Here is a 15,659-nt window from a genome sequence, read left to right as displayed (position 1 = left end):
TCACTCCCGGCGGCGCCGACCTCATATGCGGTTATCACTCGCAAGCCGGGTATGGGGAGCGCATGGGACACCTGCCCCGCCCACGAGGGCCGATCTCCGAGGGGATCATCTCCGCGCTGTCCGGCGGGGCCCTGCCGACCGCCGGATCCCCCGACCCGTTCGGGGAGGACCTCCACCTGTCCCTGTACGTCTGCTACGAACTCCACTACCAGGGCTTCGCCGGCGTCGACCCCGACTGGGAGTGGGACCCGGGCCTACTGGCGCTGCGCCGCGACCTCGAACGGGTCTTCCTGACGGCGCTGCGCGACGGCGTCGAGGGCGGGACCGACGTCGCGGCCGCCGTCGAGGCGGCCATGATCGACTCCCCCGGGGGCGTCTCCCACTTCCTGGAGGACAAGGGCGAACTCTGGCACCTGCGCGAGTACGTCGTCCACCGCTCGATCTACCACCACAAGGAGGCCGACCCCCACGCCTGGGCGATCCCCCGGCTGACCGGCCAGGCCAAGGCCTCACTCGTCGCGGTCGAGTTCGACGAGTTCGGCGGCGGCCGGTACGCCCGCATGCACTCCAAACTCTTCGGCGACCTGATGCGCGCCCTCGGCCTCGACGACTCCTACCTGGCCCGGCTCGACGACGTCCCGGCGCCGATGCTGGCCGTGGTGAACATGATGTCGCTGTTCGGCCTGCACCGGTCGCTGCGGGGCGCCCTGGTGGGCCACTTCGCGTCGGCCGAGATCACCACCTCGCCGAGCGCGGCCCGCATGGCGCGGGCGCTCGACCGTCTGGGGGTCGCGGAGACGGTGTTCTTCACCGAGCACGTGGAGGCGGACGCCGTCCACGAACAGATCCTGCGCCACGACGTCGTCGGCGACCTGCTCCGCCGGGAACCGGAACTGGCCGGAGACGTCGTCTTCGGCTTCCAGGCCACCGACCTGGTCGAGAGCCGCTTCGGCGCGCACGTGCGGAACGCGTGGGACGCGGGGCGAACCTCGCTGCGGGAGGCCTCCGATGGCCGATGAGACGCGGATCAGGATGGTGACCGGCGGCCCGATCCTGGTGGAGGGCCCGGTGGAGATCACCCTCGACGACGGCCGGGTGATCCGCTCCGACCGCTTCATGGTCGCCCTGTGCGCCTGCAGGCGCAGCCGGACCTACCCCATCTGCGACACCAGCCACCGGCCCAAGCACCGACCCAGGGATGCGCAGGGAGAGTCATGAACATCGATCTGACGGGCAAGACCGCGCTGGTCACCGGTTCGACGCAGGGCATCGGCCTGGCCATCGCCACCGGCCTGGCCCGCGCGGGCGCCCGGGTCGCCGTCAACGGCCGCGACCCGGAGCGGGTCGAGAAGGCCGCCGCCGAGGTGGGGGGCTTCCCGGTCGTGGCCGACGTGGTCGACGGCGCCGACGAGGTGCTCAAGGCGCTGCCCGACGTCGACATCCTGGTCAACAACTTCGGCGTCTTCGAGTCGCGTCCCGCCCTGGAGATCACCGACGGGGAGTGGCGCCGCTACTTCGAGGCCAACGTCCTGTCGGCCGTCCGGCTGACCCGCGCCTACCTGCCCGGCATGAAGCGGCGCGGCTGGGGCCGCGTCCAGTACATCGCCAGCGACTCGGCCGTGGTGACCCCCGAGGAGATGATCCACTACGGCATGTCGAAGACGGCCCTGCTGGCCGTCTCCCGCGGCTTCGCCAAGGATGCCGCCGGCACCGGCGTGACGGTCAACAGCGTGATCGCCGGGCCCACCCACACGGGCGGGGTGGAGGACTTCGTGTACAGCCTGGTCAGCCGCGACCTGCCGTGGGACACGGCCCAGCGCGAGTTCATGCGGCGGCACCGGCCCCACTCGCTGATCCAGCGGCTGATCGAACCGGAGGAGATCGCCAACATGGTGACCTACCTGTCCTCTCCGCAGGCCTCGGCGACGACGGGCGGCGCACTGCGGGTGGACGGCGGTTACGTGGACGCGATCCTGCCCTAGGAGTCAGTCTTCGCAGGTGAGCACGGGTTCGGCGTCGTAGACCGTGTGGAACTTCTCGCGCCGGACCTCCTTGCCGTCCTTCTTGAACACCCGGGTCACGTCGATCGAGAAGCCCTGCGCGCCGCCCATCGGCAGGCAGTCGGGCCCCGAGTCGGTGATGGGCGCGGCCGTGTTCACGTTGTACGGCCCGGAGCTCTCCGCCTCGATGTCCCAGCGTTTGGTGCTCCAGAACGTCACGGTCACCGACGTCGAGGTGTAGGAGGTCGTCACCAGCACCCCGTACTTCGAGTCGTTCTTCCAGCGGAAGTCCGGCTGCGGGTACGACACCGTCGACTCGCGGCCGGCCGGGTAGCGGGAGATGTAGTACTGGTGCGCCATGTGCTGGACGTCCTCGAAGCCGCCGAAGAAGACCGCGTTGAACATGGTCGTCACGAACTGGGAGATGCCGCCGCCGACGTCGTTGACGAAGCGGCCGCTGGAGATCATCGGCGCGGAGACGAAGCCGCGGGCGGTGTCGCGTTCGCCGACGGTGCCGTTGAGGCTGAACGTCTCCCCCGGCAGGACCAGGTGGTCGTCGAGGATGTCGGCGATGGTGTGGATGTTGGTCACCCGGGGGGCGCAGCAGGGGTGGTGGGTGGTGTACGTCGACACCTCCTCCTTGATGCCGAGCGCCTTGGCCTTCTCGGTCGTCAGGTCCGGCTCGCTGGTGGTGAAGGACACCTCGACGGTACGTTCGCCGCCTCCGGTCACCGCCTGCTCGACCGAGGCCTTCAGCGCCGCCGCGTCGACCCCCTGGCCGGTCTGCGACGGCACGACCACCGGCTTGCCCTTGACGATCTTGAACGTGGCGTCCTTGGGGGCCTTGGCCGCGTCGACCAGGCGTTCCTCGACTCCGGCCAGGGCCTTGCGGGCGTTGAACGCCGGCCGTAACGCGCCCTGCTCGTCGGGCAGGAAACGGAGGTTGGCCGCGACGACCGCGGCCGACAGTTCGGCCGACCGGCGGCCGTTGGTCAGCGTGATCGGCCCGGCCGCCTCCTTGGCGGTGGAGGCCGCGAAGCGGCGCATCGCCTCGGCGGTCGTGTACGGCGCGACGACGCCGAGCGGGACGGAGACGGCCTGGGCGCCGTCGAGGTAGGCCTGCCGCAACTTCCCGGCGGCGTCGGCCTGGTCGACGGCGCGTCCGTCGGCGGGGGTGACGACCCGGGGGGTGAGGCCCCGGTAGAGGACGCCGCCCTGGCGGGCCGGGCGGTCGGCCGCTTCGGCGATGGCGGCGACGGAGGCCTTCAGTCGCTCCTCGTCCACCTTGAGCCGCAGCGGGACGTCCCGCCGCCCGAACAGGGCCTGGAGCGAGTCGACCACGCCGCCCTGCGCGGCGGCGACGGTGCCCGCGAGGTCGAAGGCGAGCCCGGCGTCCTCCGGGGTGATCTCGGTCTCCTTGCCGCCGGCCGTGACCGTGATCGGCCGGTCGGCGCGGTCGGCGAGCCCGGCCGCCAGTTTCTCCTGGGCGTCGGCCGGGTCGAGGCCGCCGATGTCGATCCCGGCGACGAAGGTGTTGCGGGGTAACTCCCCGGCGAACGCCACGGCGGGCCCGGCGACGGCCGCGACCAGCGCCAGGACGACCAGGCCCACGATGATCAGAGCTGTCCGCGACCGGCGTCCCGGCTCGGGCGGGGGCAGGCTCCGGCCGACCCCGCCGGCCCCGTTGGTCACGTACGTCACAGCCGCCTCCCACCCATTTCGGGCATTTTATGGGGCCGGGCGACCTTTCCGGCCGCCTACGGAGTCAGCCGGGTCTTTATCTCCGCGATGAGCCCGGGGGCCGCCGCCTCGATCTGGGCGCGCACTTTCTCGAAGTCGGCCCGGCCGCCGTAATAAGGGTCGGCGACGTCGGGGGAATCGGCGTCGGGGTCGAATTCGCGCAGGAGCCGGACTTTCTCCCGGTCGGCCGCGTTCGGGGCCAGGGAGCGCAGGTCGCGCAGGTGCCCGCCGTCGAGGGCGATGATCAGGTCGTACCGGCCGAACCACAGGGCGCGGAACTGGCGGGCGCTGTGGGCGCTGGTGTATCCGGCGCGGCGCAGGGCCGCGACCGTGCGGTGGTCGGCGGGTTTGCCGATGTGCCAGCCGTGGGTGCCGGAGCTGTCGACCTCGACGTCGAGGGCGGCGTCTTCGAGGCGGCGGCGGAGGATGTGTTCGGCCATCGGGGAGCGGCAGATGTTGCCGGTGCACACGAACGTCACGCGAAAGACCACGACGCGCAGCTTAATACCTGAGTGTTTTGTCACTCAATGTCCGTATAGACCATTTAGTTATCGAAACTTCCCGAATCGGTTGTTTCGACACCTTGACGGTGATCATCTCATGGGCGAAGACTTCAAAAACACTCGCGTGCCCTCTCCCGCCCGGTAGAACCTCGCCCGGCAGGCACGCACACCTGGAGGAACTTCAGTGAGGATCGTTCCCCGAAGGAGGAGCCGCCAGTTGGCGGTCGGCCTCGCCATCCCCATCGCCCTCGTGCTCAGCCCGCTGCCGAGCCTCGCCGACCCGGTGCCACCGGTCAGCGCGGTTCCCGCGGACCGGCAGCCCGCCGGCGCCCAGAACGGTGTCGCGCTGATTCGCATCATCGTCCCCGACCAGGCCGGCGTCGACCGCCTGAACGACATGGGCGTCGACCTCGCCGAGTACAAGAAGCCCACCGACGAGGGCCTGGAGGTCCACGCGGTGCTCAGCCCGGAGGAGGCCCAGGCGCTCCGCGACCAGGGCTTCGACCTGCGCGGCACCATCTCCGACCAGAGCGACGTCGCCGAGAACCAGGCGCAGCGGCGCCAGGCGCTCGCGCGCATCGCCGCGGCGGAGGCCGCCGACAGCGACAAGCTGACCGTGCTGCGCTCGGAGTGGTTCACCAACACCGGCAACCAGCGGTTCCTGTCGGTCGAGGTCAAGTCGAGCGCCGTGGACGCCGAGACCGTGCTCACTGTGAGCTGGGACAACGGACCGGGCACCGAGCCTGGTTCGGGCGGCACCGCCACGATGAGCCGGTTCACCGACGCCGGCCAGTACATGTACCACCGCTTCAACTCGCCGCTGCCGATCAACACCGCTCCCTCGAAGGTGACGATCACCAGCAACCGCGGCGGCACGGTCACGGTCGACGTGAAGGAGTGGCTCGGCGCGCCGCAGAAGGCGCCCAGCCCCCACTACGTCTCGGACTTCGTCGACCACTACATGGACCCGACGGAGATCACCGAACGCATCGTCGGCCTCGCCGCCGAGTTCCCGAAGATCTCCGAGATCGTCGACCTGCCGTACAAGACCAACGGCTACCGCCGGCTGGCCCAGGCGCAGTTCGGCGGCACCGGCGCGGCCGCGTTCTACGTGAGCTCCAAGGTGTACGGCCACGAGGGCGGCAACGACATCACCTTCGCGGCGACCAACCCCGGCAGCGCGAACAGCCCGCTCTCGGTCGCGGTGAACGGCAAGGCGATCTCGGTCAGCCTCGGCACCGACGCCGCCGGCGCGGTCAACAGCACCTCCAAGCAGGTCGTGGACGCCGTCAACGCCAGCGCGCCCGCCGCGGCCCTGGTGAAGGCCAGCCTCTACCGCGCCAACACCGGCGCCGCCGTGGCGCCCACCGCCGCGACGACCCCGCTGACCGACGGCCTCAAGGCCCCGGCGAACATCTCGCGCGAGCCCTTCCAGACGAAGGCGATCCGCATCGGCCGCGACCGCGACGGCTCCAAGACCGGTGTCTTCCTGTACTGCCAGGAGCACGCCCGCGAATGGGTGACCCCGATCACCTGCCTGGAGACCGCCGAGCGGCTGCTGCGCAACTACGCGCACGACCGTACGACCAAGGACCTGGTCGACGACCTCGACATCTTCATCCTGCCGGTCACCAACCCCGACGGCGCGCACTACAGCTTCTACGACTTCAACTCGCAGCGGCGCAACATGACCAACCACTGCCCCGAGAACAACGGCGACCCGGGCCGCCGCAACTCGTGGGGCGTGGACCTCAACCGCAACTTCTCGGTCGGCTCGCTCACCGACGGCTACAGCGGCGCCTCGGCCTCCTGCACCAGCGACACCTTCGCCGGCCCGGCCGAGTTGTCGGAGCCGGAGGCCAAGAACGAGGTCTGGCTGACCCACCAGTTCCCGAACATCAAGTTCGCGATGAACACCCACTCGTACGGCGGCTACTTCATGTGGCCTCCGGGCGCCTACAAGGCGGCCGGCCGTGAGCTGCTCCCGCGTGTCGACTTCGGCACCGAGAACTACTTCTGGGACGCCTCGTCCGAGATCCTGTCGGCCGTCCAGGCCTGGCGTGGCACGGGCATCTGGCCGGGCCGCACCGGCCCCGTCCCGGACGTGCTGTACTCGGCCGCCGGCAACAGCGCCGACGAGCACTGGTACAACCGCGGCATCATCGGCTGGGACTTCGAGGTCGGCGCCGACCTCTGGAACCCCACGACCAAGCGCTTCGAGCCCGTCGGCTTCCAGCCGCCGTTCGCCGAAGGTCACCAGGAGGCCATGGAGTTCTCCAACGGCCAGATCGCCATCCTGAAGGTCGCCGGCGAGTTCGCCGACGACGGCAAGCGGCCCACCTCCAGCCTGGTCAAGGTGTCGAGCGGTCCGGGCACCGCGACCTTCACCTTCTCGGTGAACGAGGCGGCCAACGTCTACTACACCCTCGACGGCAGCAAGCCGACGATCCAGAGCACCAAGCTGGAGCAGGCCGGCATGCGCGAGGGCGCGGCGCACATCACCGTCGACAAGAACACCACCGTCAACTGGTTCTCGGTCGACATCGCCGGGAACGTGGAGCGGAACTACGACCCCGCCACCGGCACGGGCAACTACAGCTCGAAGGTCGTCAAGGTCGGCTGACCAGCATCACCAGACGGCCGCCGGGAACCTCACCCGGCGGCCGTCGCCGTTTCGGTTTCATTAGAGGTTTCCCGACAGCTGGCGTGAAAAGATCAGATCCGGTACGTTCCAGCACGGCGGGCCGCATTCCCGGCTGCCCCATGCCCTCACCAGAAGCCAAGGATCAATGCTGTCCACTACCAGGCGAGGATTCCTCGCGGGCACCGGCGGGATGTTCGCCGCCGGTCTGGCCTCCGCGAGCGTGGCCCAGACGGCGGAGGCGCGTGCCCGCGCCCCGCGCAACATCGTCCTCATCCTCGCCGACGATCTGGGCGTGAGCGAGATCGGCCCCTACGGCCAGCGCATCATCGCGACGCCGAACCTCGACCGCATGGCGGCCCAGGGTGTGCGCTTCCGCAACGCCTTCGCGGGCTCCTCGCTCTGCGCGCCCTCCCGCTGCTCCCTGCTCACCGGCCTGCACACCGGTCACGGAACGGTCCGCGAGAACCCCGAAGGGGGCCCGCAGCACGCGCTGAACCCGGGCGACCTGACGTTCGCCGAGGTCGCGCGGCTGGCCGGTTACCGCACCGCCCTCATCGGCAAGTGGGGCTTCGGGCCCGAGCAGCCCGACCAGGACTCCCACCCGAACGTGCGCGGCTACGACGAGTTCTACGGCTACATCACCCACATCCACGCCCACCAGTACTGGCCGAAGTACCTGTGGCACAACCGCGAGATGGTGGCCTTCGACGGGGCGACGTACTCCCCCGACTTCCTGCGGGACCGCGCGGTCAAGTTCATCGGGGAGTCGGCGAAGGACGGCAAGCCGTTCCTGCTCCAGTTCGCCACGATCCTGCCCCACTCGCCGAGCGAGATCCCGGGCGACGCGGGCCAGTACGCCGACAAGCCGTGGACCAAGGCCAACCGCCGCCACGCCGCCCAGGTGACCCGGCTCGACGCCCACGTGGGCGACATCATGCAGGCCCTCCGCCAGGCGGGCGTGGCCGACGACACCATCGTGATCTTCACGGCCGACAACGGCCCGCACCACGAGAAGGGCGTCGACCCGAACATCTTCAACTCCAACGGCCCCTACCGGGGCGTCAAGCGTCAGTTGTACGACGGCGGCATCCGCATCCCGATGATCGCCTACAACCCGTCGTTCAGCCCGAAGGTCGTCGAAGAGCCGGTGGCCCTGTGGGACATCCTCCCGACGGTCGCCGACGTCGCGGGCCTGCCCGCCCCGGCCCACCTCGACGGCCGCTCGTTCCTCGGCGTCCTGACCGGCGGCCGCTACACCGGCCACCCGTACCTGGTCTGGAACCGTCCACGGAAGATGCAGGCGATCCGCCGGGGCCACTGGAAGCTGATCCGCTTCGAACCGAACATCGCCGGCGCCGGCCCCGAGGGCCGCAACGAGCTCTACGACCTGCGCGGCGACCGGGGCGAACGCCACAACGTGGCCGAGCGCCACCCGAAGCTGGTCGCGGAGCTCACCGCCCTGCTCGACGAGTCGATCGGCCCCGACCCCCGCATCCCCTACGGCCTGTCGGCCCGCGAGGAGGCCGGCGGCGTGGTGGTCTCCCTGGCCAACGGCTCGACCGGCCCGTGGACCAAGGTCCGCCTCTACCTCGACCGCGACGACGCCAAGAGCGTCGGCCAGGAGCGCCTGGCCAAGGCCGAGTCGTTCGTGGCGACGTTCCCGAAGCAGGGCAAGGTCGCCCACGCCCGCTTCGTCGTGGACGGCGAGGAGATCCACTTCCGGACGAAGGTACGGAAGGCCCCCGCCTGAGATGCGGATCATCGAAGGCGCCGGCGTGTGGACGGGCGCGGACGACGACTGGACCGAGCAGCTCCGCACCCCCGATCTGTCGGTGGGCACGTACTGCATCCCGGCCGGCGGCGTCGACGACCAGAGCCCTCACACCGAAGACGAGATCTACGTCGTGACGACGGGCCGCGCCCGCATCGTGACCCCGACGGGCGACGCGGAGGTCGGTCCGGGCACGGTCATCTTCGTCCCGGCCGGCGAAGACCACCGCTTCGTCGACGTGACCGAAGACCTGACCCTCCTGGTGGTGTTCGGCCCGGCCTACGGCTCCCGCGGCTGACCTGTGCACTCCCGGCTCCCCGTGGCGCCGGCCGAGGCCTACTGCCTCACCTATGTGCGCGGCCTGACGCCCGACCGGCTGCTGACCCGGCTGGGCACCGGGCCCGGCCGCTCCGAGCTGACCTTCGACGAGCTGATCCGGGGCCGGACCTTCGGCGCCGTCGCCGTCGGCGACTGGGGAGCCGCCGGACGAGATCGCGGACCTCCTGGAGCAGACGCACTCCCCGGTCTACCCGGTCCCCGCGCCCCACCCGGGACCGGCGTTCCTGCTGGCCGGGCGCCTCACCGGGATCACGATGACGCCGTGGCTCCTGGAAGAGGCGACGTACCTGACGGCTCATTAAGTAAACTTTCCTATTGACAGCGCATATGACACCGGTGTTACATCCTCTTAATTTAAGCCGTAAAGCGCCACCGGAGGACCCCATGCGCCGACCGAGGCTGCTCCTCGCCCTGTTAACCGCGGCCGCCACGCTCATCAGCGGGCTGGTGGCCATGCCGCAGGCTCAGGCCGCCATCGGGCCTGTGACCTGGTCTGATGAGTTCAACGCTCCGGCGGGCACGTCGATCGACGGGTCCAAGTGGAAGTTCGACATCGGCGGCGGCGGCTGGGGCAACAACGAGCAGCAGTACTACACGGACTCGACTCGCAACGTTTACCACGACGGTGCGGGAAACCTCGCGATCACGGCCCGGCGGGAGAACCCGTCGAACCTCCAATGCCACTACGGGACCTGCCAGTACACCTCCGGCCGCATCCTGACCGCCGACAAGTTCAGCCAGGCGTACGGCCGGTTCGAGGCGCGGATCAAGATTCCGCGGGGGCAGGGCATCTGGCCGGCGTTCTGGATGCTGGGCGGCGGGACCTGGCCCAACGGCGGTGAGATCGACATCATGGAGAACGTCGGCAACCAGCCCAACACGGTCTACGGCACCGTCCACGGGCCCGGCTACTTCGGCGGCACGGCGGTCGGCGGGAACCGGTCGATCGGGGCGCCGCTCGCCGACGCCTTCCACACCTACCGCGTCGACTGGTCGCCCAACCTGATCATCTGGTACCTCGACGGCTCGGAGTACTTCCGCGTCACGCCGTCCAGCCTGCGCGGCAACGCCTGGGTGTTCGACCACCCGTTCTTCATGATCCTGAACGTGGCGGTCGGCGGCTACTGGCCCGGCTACCCCGACGGCAGCACCCAGTTCCCGCAGACCATGCTGATCGACTACGTCCGCGTCTCGGCCTGGCAGCCCGACGGCGGCGGCACGGGAGGCAACCTGCGCTCGGCGCTCAACGGCAAGTGCGTCGACATCCCGGCCGCCAACCCGGTCGACGCCGCCAGGCTCCAGATGTACGACTGCAACGGCACCGCCGCCCAGCAGTGGTCGATCAACTCCGACGGCACGGTCCGCGCGATGGGCAAGTGCATGGACGCCGCCGCGGCCGGCACCGCCAACGGCACGCCGATCCAGCTCTACACGTGCAACGGCACGGCCGCCCAGCGGTTCACCCTGTCGGGCGCGGGTGACCTGGTGAACATCGCCGCCAACCGATGCGTCGACATCGTCGGCCGCAACACCGCCAACGGAGCACAGCTCCAGCTGTGGGACTGCACGGGCGCCTCCAACCAGAAGTGGTCGCGCTCGTAACGTCGGCGACTGAAGAGGAGAGAGGGCATCCGCGACCCGGATGTCCTCTCCCTTCGTCTCGGGGGACAGCGGGGATCCCCCGGTTGACCTGGGTATATGTTCGGACTATGTATGACGACGGACTGGTGACCTGCACGGACACCGAGCTGATCATCAGGACGTACTACCTCTGGGGCGGCGACAAGAGGATCTCCCTGAGGGCCATCCGGGCGGTCAACGCGGTCCCGCTGCCCAACGGGAGCCGGCGGTTGTGGGGCACCGGCGACTTCGTGCACTGGTACAACCTCGACCGCCACCGTCACCGCCGCCGGATGGCCCTGTGGATCGACGTGGGCGCCCGGATCGTCCCGTCGGTCACGCCCCGGGATCCGGGGCGGTTGATCACTGAGCTGGCGTCGAGAGGGATTCGGACGAATCGGGCTGGGGTTGTGCAACGTGGTCAGAACTGGATGCGGCTGGCCTGACGCGGCGGCCCGTGGCGAGGTCGACCACGGTGCCGTGGCCGCTGGTGGCGGCGTGGGCGGCGGCGTACAGGATCAGCACGTTCATGAGCTTCAGGAACAGCAGCATGCCCACCGCGCCGGCCACCACCGTGTAGGCCGGGTTCGACGAGCTCAGGTTGAAGTAGAGCTGCCCGGCCGTCTTCAGCACCTCCAGCCCGACCGTGATGATCAGCGCGGGGCCGATCACCCGGCGCGGCGACAGGCGCAGCCTCGGCGCCAGTGTCAGCAGCGCGGCCGACAGCAGCAGGTTGACCGCGAAGCCCAGGCCGAACGCGGCGGCCTGGAGCGCGAACCGGGCCGACGGGGCGTCGGGGCCGACGGTGTGGCCGGTCACCCAGAGCAGCGCCGACTGCGCGCCGAACGACAGTGCCAGCGACGCCGCGAGCAGCAGCCCCAGCGCCGCCAGCACACCCAGGTCGATGAGCCAGCGCGTGACGAACCGGCCCGGATATTCGTTCAGGCCCCACACCGCGCGGCTGCACGACCGCATCGAGTCGACCCAGAACAGGCCGGTCAGCGGGAGGCCGAACAGGGCGATCCAGCCGGCCGTGTCGCGGGCGTCGCGCAGGGCCGCGACGTCGAGGCGGGGGAAGGTGTCGGCCAGGTAGTCGGCGACCTGGGCCAGCGCGCCGGGGGTGTCCCAGACGTGGCCCATGATCACGAAGGCGAGCAGGCCCAGCGCGAAGATCGCGAAGAAGGCGTAGTAGGTCATGCCCGCCGACAGGCGGCCGCCGTCGGCCTGGTCGAACCGCAGGACCGCGCGGACGTGGTGGTCGATCCAGGGATGACGCAGGCGAAGATCGCTCCATCGACTCACCCGCATGGCCCCTTATTACCCGAGACGTGGTGGTTCAGACGGTGCCGCCGCTGCGCCAGTAGACCCCGTCCGCCCTGGACAACAGGTCATTATCGATGAGGTAGCGGCGCAGGGCGGCGTAGTCGTCGAAGAACCCGGCGAGGACCTCGTTGACCTCCTTCTCGGAGTAGCGCACCCCGATCTCGAACGACTGGGCGACCCGGTCGAGGACCGCCAGGCGGACCGCGTGTTTCGCGGGCATCTGCACCAGGCGGCCCCCGACCAGGAACCGTTCGACGACTTCTTGGCTGATCTCGGCACTCATGCCCTGATCGTAGGACGGCTCCCGGCTGCATCAGGAACCGCGGGGCGGTGGGGTCGGAACGGGCACCGCCACCGCCGGAGCGGGCAGGGCCACGAGAGGGGAAAGGGAGAGAAGGACGCTGACGAGACCGCCCGGGGACGGGACATCTCAGCCACGACCGGAGCCGAGGCAGCCATGTGGCACCGGTGCATTTTTGCCGTATAGCCGGTATGAGGGGCGTATATAGCAGTGTCGACATTTGTGGGATATATGGCTCTTGACTCGATCCGATAATGGATAAGGCACATATAACGATCGACCGGTAAGGTGCATCTCACTCCCGGAGATCACCCCCGAAGGTGGCGATGAGGCTTCGCGTTCTCGGTCCCCTCGACATCACGATCGACGGCGCGCAGGTGCCGCTGCGGTCGGAGAAACAACGGCTGCTGCTGGCCGTGCTGATCGGCAACGCCAACGCTCCGACGGCGGGTTCCCGCCTGATCGGGGCACTCTGGGAGGAACCTCCGGCCTCGGCCCACGAGAACCTTCGCCTGTACGTCTACCACCTGCGCAAGGCCCTGGGCGACCGCGACCGGGTGGTCCGCCACCCCTCCGGCTACGCCCTCGCGGTCGGCCCCGGCGAGCTCGACGCGGCCGACTTCGAGGCCCTCACCGCCGAGGGCGCGCGGGCGATGAGCGGGGGCGACCCCGCCACCGGGCGGCGGCTGCTGGCCAGGGCCCTGGAGATGTGGCGCGGCCCGGCCTACGGCGACCTCGCCGACCACCCCGCGATCTGGCCCGCCGCAACCCGCCTGGAAGAGGCGCGGTTACGGGCGGCCGAATTGCGGATCACCGCCGACCTGGCGCTGGGCCGCCACGAGGACCTCATCGGCGAGCTCACCGGCCTGGTGGCCGAGCACCCGACCCGTGAACGGCTGCGGGCCCATCTGATGCTGGCCCTGCACCGGGCCGGGCGGCGGGCCGAGGCGCTGGAGACCTTCCGCGAGGGGCGGCGCGTCCTCATCGGCGAGCTCGGCCTCGAACCCGGCGCCGAACTGCGGGCGCTGCACGAGGAGATCCTGCGCGGCGACTCCGGCACGTCCGCGCCGCGCCCGGCCGAGCCCAAGACCGGGCCGGCCCTGTTCCCCACGCCCGCGCAGCTCCCCCACGACGTCGCCGACTTCGTCGGCAGGGCCGAGGAGCTCGCCGAACTCGACCGGCTGCTCGACCTGCGGCAGAGCCAGGGCGTGCCGGCCTTCCTCGGGCTCACCGGCATGGGCGGCGTCGGCAAGACCGGGCTCGCGGTCCACTGGGCCCACCGGGTCTCCGGCCGCTTCGCCGACGGACAGCTCTACGTCGACCTGCGCGGCTACGCCGAGGACGCCGAACCGCTGGCCCCCCGGCAGGTGGTCGACCGGTTCCTGCGGGCGCTCGGCGTGCCGGGCAGCCGGATCCCCGACGACGTCGACGAACGGGCCGGGCTGCTGCGCAGCGTGTTGTCGCGGCGGCGGGTGCTGCTCGTGCTCGACAACGCCCGCGACGCCGGGCAGGTCCGGCCGCTGCTGCCCGGCTCTCCCGGGTGCGCGGTCATGGTGACCAGCCGCGACGGGCTCGACGGGCTGGTGGCGCAGGAACGCGCCGACATCCTCCAGGTCAACACCCTCGGCGACCTCGAAGGCGTGGCCGTGCTGGCGGGCCTGGCCGGGGGCGCGGTCGACCCGGCCGACCCCGAACTGGCCCGGCTGAGCGAGTTGTGCGGCGGGCTGCCGCTGGCGCTGCGCATCGCCGGGGCCCGGCTGGCCGGGCGCACCCGCCTCACCGCGGGCGTGCTGGCCGGTCACCTGGCCGACGAACGGAACCGGCTCAGCGAGCTCAGCCACGGCGGGGTGCGGGTGCGGGCCAACTTCGGGCTCAGCTACCGCGACCTCGACCCGGCGGCGGCGACGCTGTTCCGGCGGCTGAGCCTGCTCGGGGTGCCCGACTTCGGCGAATGGGCCGGCGGGCCGCTGCTCGGCATCGGCCGCGAGGCGCTCGGGGAACTGTTCGAGCAGCTCGTCGCGGCGCAGTTGCTCGAAGTGGTGGCGCAGGAGGGCGCGGGCGGGGTGCGCTACCGCTTCCACGACCTGGTACGCCTGTTCGCGCGCGAACGCGCCATGGAGGAGGACGACGCCGCCGCCCGCGCCGACGCGATGGGCCGCTCGCTCGCCCTGTGGTTGTCGCTGGCGCAGGAGGCCCACCGGCGCGAATACGGCGGCGACTTCGCCGTGCTGCGCGGGGGCACGCCGCGCCGGGCGCCCGATCCGGCGCTGGCCGACACGCTGCTGGGCGAGCCGATCGAGTGGCTGGCCGCCGAGCGGGCCGGGCTCGTGGCGGCCGTCTCGCAGGCCGCCGACCTGGGGCTGGCCTCGCTCGCCTGGGAGCTCGCGATGACGTGCGTGACGCTCTTCGAGGCGCGCAGCCTGTTCGACGACTGGCGGTCCACCCACGAGGTCGCGCTCGCCGCCGCCCGCGCCGCGGGCGACGGGCTCGGAGAGGCCGCGATGGTGTACGGCCTGGGCAGCCTGGCCCTGTTCCGGCAGGAGTACGCCACGGCGGCCGACCTGCTGGAGGACTCCTCGGCCCGGTTCGAGGCCCTCGGCGCCGACCACGGCGTGGGGCTGGCGCTGCGCAACCTGGCGCTGCTCGACCGCATCACCGGCACCCCCGAACGTGCCCACCACCGCTACAAGGAGGCGGCCGACCTGCTCAGCGAGGCCGGCGACCGGGCCGCCCAGGCCCACTCGGGCATCGGGATGGCCCAGATCCGGCTGGAGGAGGGCGTGTTCGCCGAGGCCGAGACGCTGCTGCGCGACGCGCTGCGCACCTTCGAGGACATCGGCAACCGGCGCGGCCAGGCGCAGGCGCTGTTCCGGCTCGGCGACGCCTACCTGCGGCAGGAACGCCCCGGACCGGCACGCGACGCGTTCGCGGCGGCACTGCCGCTGGTGCGCGCCATCGGTGACCTCGTCGGCGAGGCCTACCTGCTGCGCGGCCTCGGCCAGGCGCAGCTCGCCTCCGGGCAGCCGCAGGCGGCCGAGACCTCGATGACGGCCGCCGTCGCCGCCGCGCAACGGGTCGGCGACCAGTTCGCCGAGGCCAGCGCGTCTCTCGGACTCGGCTCCCTCTACGAGTCCGGCGATGACCTCGGCGCGGCGGTGCCGCATCTCGAACGAGCGGTGACGTTGTTCGCCGAGATGGACAACACGGTCTGGCGGGCCCGCGCGATGGACGCCCTCGCCCTCACCCTCCGCAGGAGGGGCGACGAGGACGCCGCGCGGGCCCTGTGGGAGACGGCCCACTCCCTGCTCCTCAGCCTCGACTCCCCCGAGGCCGCGAAGCTGGCGGCGAGGCTCGCGCCCCGCCCCGAGTAGGCCGCTCCCATCCGCCGGCCGCCCACCGTCGGTGGCCGGCGGAAGTC

The 15,659-nt window shown here is 70.9% G+C and carries 13 protein-coding genes; 9 read left to right on the top strand and 4 right to left on the bottom strand.

Annotated elements, in window-relative coordinates; translation table 11 throughout:
* The first annotated feature begins 62 nt into the window (after positions 1-62).
* Genes AW273_RS19350 through AW273_RS19340 form a run of 3 tightly spaced genes read left to right on the top strand, consistent with a single transcriptional unit; the run spans position 63 to position 1,982 of the window.
* Entirely contained in the window at positions 63-1,019 is a 957-nt protein-coding gene (locus AW273_RS19350; RefSeq protein ID WP_062349734.1) for an iron-containing redox enzyme family protein, read from the top strand.
* Positions 1,009-1,218, top strand: coding sequence for a CDGSH iron-sulfur domain-containing protein (locus tag AW273_RS19345; protein ID WP_062349733.1), 210 nt, complete (start codon positions 1,009-1,011; stop codon positions 1,216-1,218). The genes AW273_RS19350 and AW273_RS19345 overlap by 11 nt, the downstream gene beginning before the upstream one ends.
* Positions 1,215-1,982 carry an SDR family NAD(P)-dependent oxidoreductase gene (locus tag AW273_RS19340; RefSeq protein ID WP_062349732.1) on the top strand — a complete coding sequence of 256 codons (768 nt, stop codon included), beginning with the start codon at positions 1,215-1,217 and terminating at the stop codon, positions 1,980-1,982. The genes AW273_RS19345 and AW273_RS19340 overlap by 4 nt, the downstream gene beginning before the upstream one ends.
* Positions 1,983-1,985: 3 nt before the next feature.
* Here AW273_RS19340 and AW273_RS19335 read toward each other — a convergent pair whose 3' ends face one another.
* Both AW273_RS19335 and AW273_RS19330 read right to left on the bottom strand, forming a co-directional pair.
* Positions 1,986-3,701, bottom strand: coding sequence for a VanW family protein (locus tag AW273_RS19335; protein ID WP_062349731.1), 1,716 nt, complete (start codon positions 3,699-3,701; stop codon positions 1,986-1,988).
* 56 nt (positions 3,702-3,757) lie between these two features.
* Positions 3,758-4,231: a low molecular weight protein-tyrosine-phosphatase gene (locus AW273_RS19330; protein WP_062349730.1), complete on the bottom strand. Its 474-nt coding sequence runs from the start codon at positions 4,229-4,231 to the stop codon at positions 3,758-3,760.
* Between the two features lie 196 nt (positions 4,232-4,427).
* On the opposite strand from AW273_RS19330, the gene AW273_RS19325 reads away from it, so the two are divergent.
* The 5 genes from AW273_RS19325 to AW273_RS37310 all read left to right on the top strand — a co-directional run bounded on the left by AW273_RS19325 (position 4,428) and on the right by AW273_RS37310 (position 11,063).
* Positions 4,428-6,866 carry a M14 family zinc carboxypeptidase gene (locus tag AW273_RS19325; RefSeq protein WP_157555943.1) on the top strand — a complete coding sequence of 813 codons (2,439 nt, stop codon included), beginning with the start codon at positions 4,428-4,430 and terminating at the stop codon, positions 6,864-6,866.
* Between the two features lie 166 nt (positions 6,867-7,032).
* Entirely contained in the window at positions 7,033-8,637 is a 1,605-nt protein-coding gene (locus AW273_RS19320) for an arylsulfatase (RefSeq protein WP_083949869.1), read from the top strand.
* 1 nt (position 8,638) lies between these two features.
* Positions 8,639-8,956 carry a cupin domain-containing protein gene (locus AW273_RS19315; RefSeq protein WP_062349727.1) on the top strand — a complete coding sequence of 106 codons (318 nt, stop codon included), beginning with the start codon at positions 8,639-8,641 and terminating at the stop codon, positions 8,954-8,956.
* Positions 8,957-9,381: 425 nt separating this feature from the next.
* A complete protein-coding gene (locus AW273_RS19310) occupies positions 9,382-10,599 on the top strand; it encodes a glycoside hydrolase family 16 protein (RefSeq protein ID WP_062349726.1) in 1,218 nt (405 codons plus the stop codon).
* A 107-nt stretch (positions 10,600-10,706) separates the two neighbouring features.
* On the top strand, positions 10,707-11,063 hold the full coding sequence (locus AW273_RS37310) for a hypothetical protein (RefSeq protein WP_157555941.1): 357 nt from the start codon (positions 10,707-10,709) through the stop codon (positions 11,061-11,063).
* On the opposite strand, the gene AW273_RS19305 is transcribed toward AW273_RS37310, so the two are convergent.
* The gene (locus tag AW273_RS19305) at positions 10,981-11,919 is read right to left on the bottom strand and encodes a YihY/virulence factor BrkB family protein (RefSeq protein WP_232327502.1); all 939 of its coding nucleotides are present in this window, start codon (positions 11,917-11,919) and stop codon (positions 10,981-10,983) included. The two genes, AW273_RS37310 and AW273_RS19305, sit on opposite strands and share 83 nt — an antisense overlap.
* A gap of 34 nt (positions 11,920-11,953) precedes the next feature.
* Positions 11,954-12,223: a DUF2087 domain-containing protein gene (locus AW273_RS19300; RefSeq protein WP_062349725.1), complete on the bottom strand. Its 270-nt coding sequence runs from the start codon at positions 12,221-12,223 to the stop codon at positions 11,954-11,956.
* Positions 12,224-12,567: 344 nt separating this feature from the next.
* Between AW273_RS19300 and AW273_RS19295 the strand changes: the two genes are divergently transcribed.
* Entirely contained in the window at positions 12,568-15,612 is a 3,045-nt protein-coding gene (locus AW273_RS19295) for an AfsR/SARP family transcriptional regulator (RefSeq protein ID WP_062349724.1), read from the top strand.
* Positions 15,613-15,659 lie beyond the last annotated feature (47 nt).

The organism is Herbidospora yilanensis, from assembly GCF_001570565.1.
GTDB classification, from domain to species: Bacteria; Actinomycetota; Actinomycetes; order Streptosporangiales; family Streptosporangiaceae; genus Herbidospora; species Herbidospora yilanensis.
The sequence above is the reverse complement of the archived record's forward strand: the minus strand, read 5'-3'. Positions and strand labels throughout refer to the sequence as shown.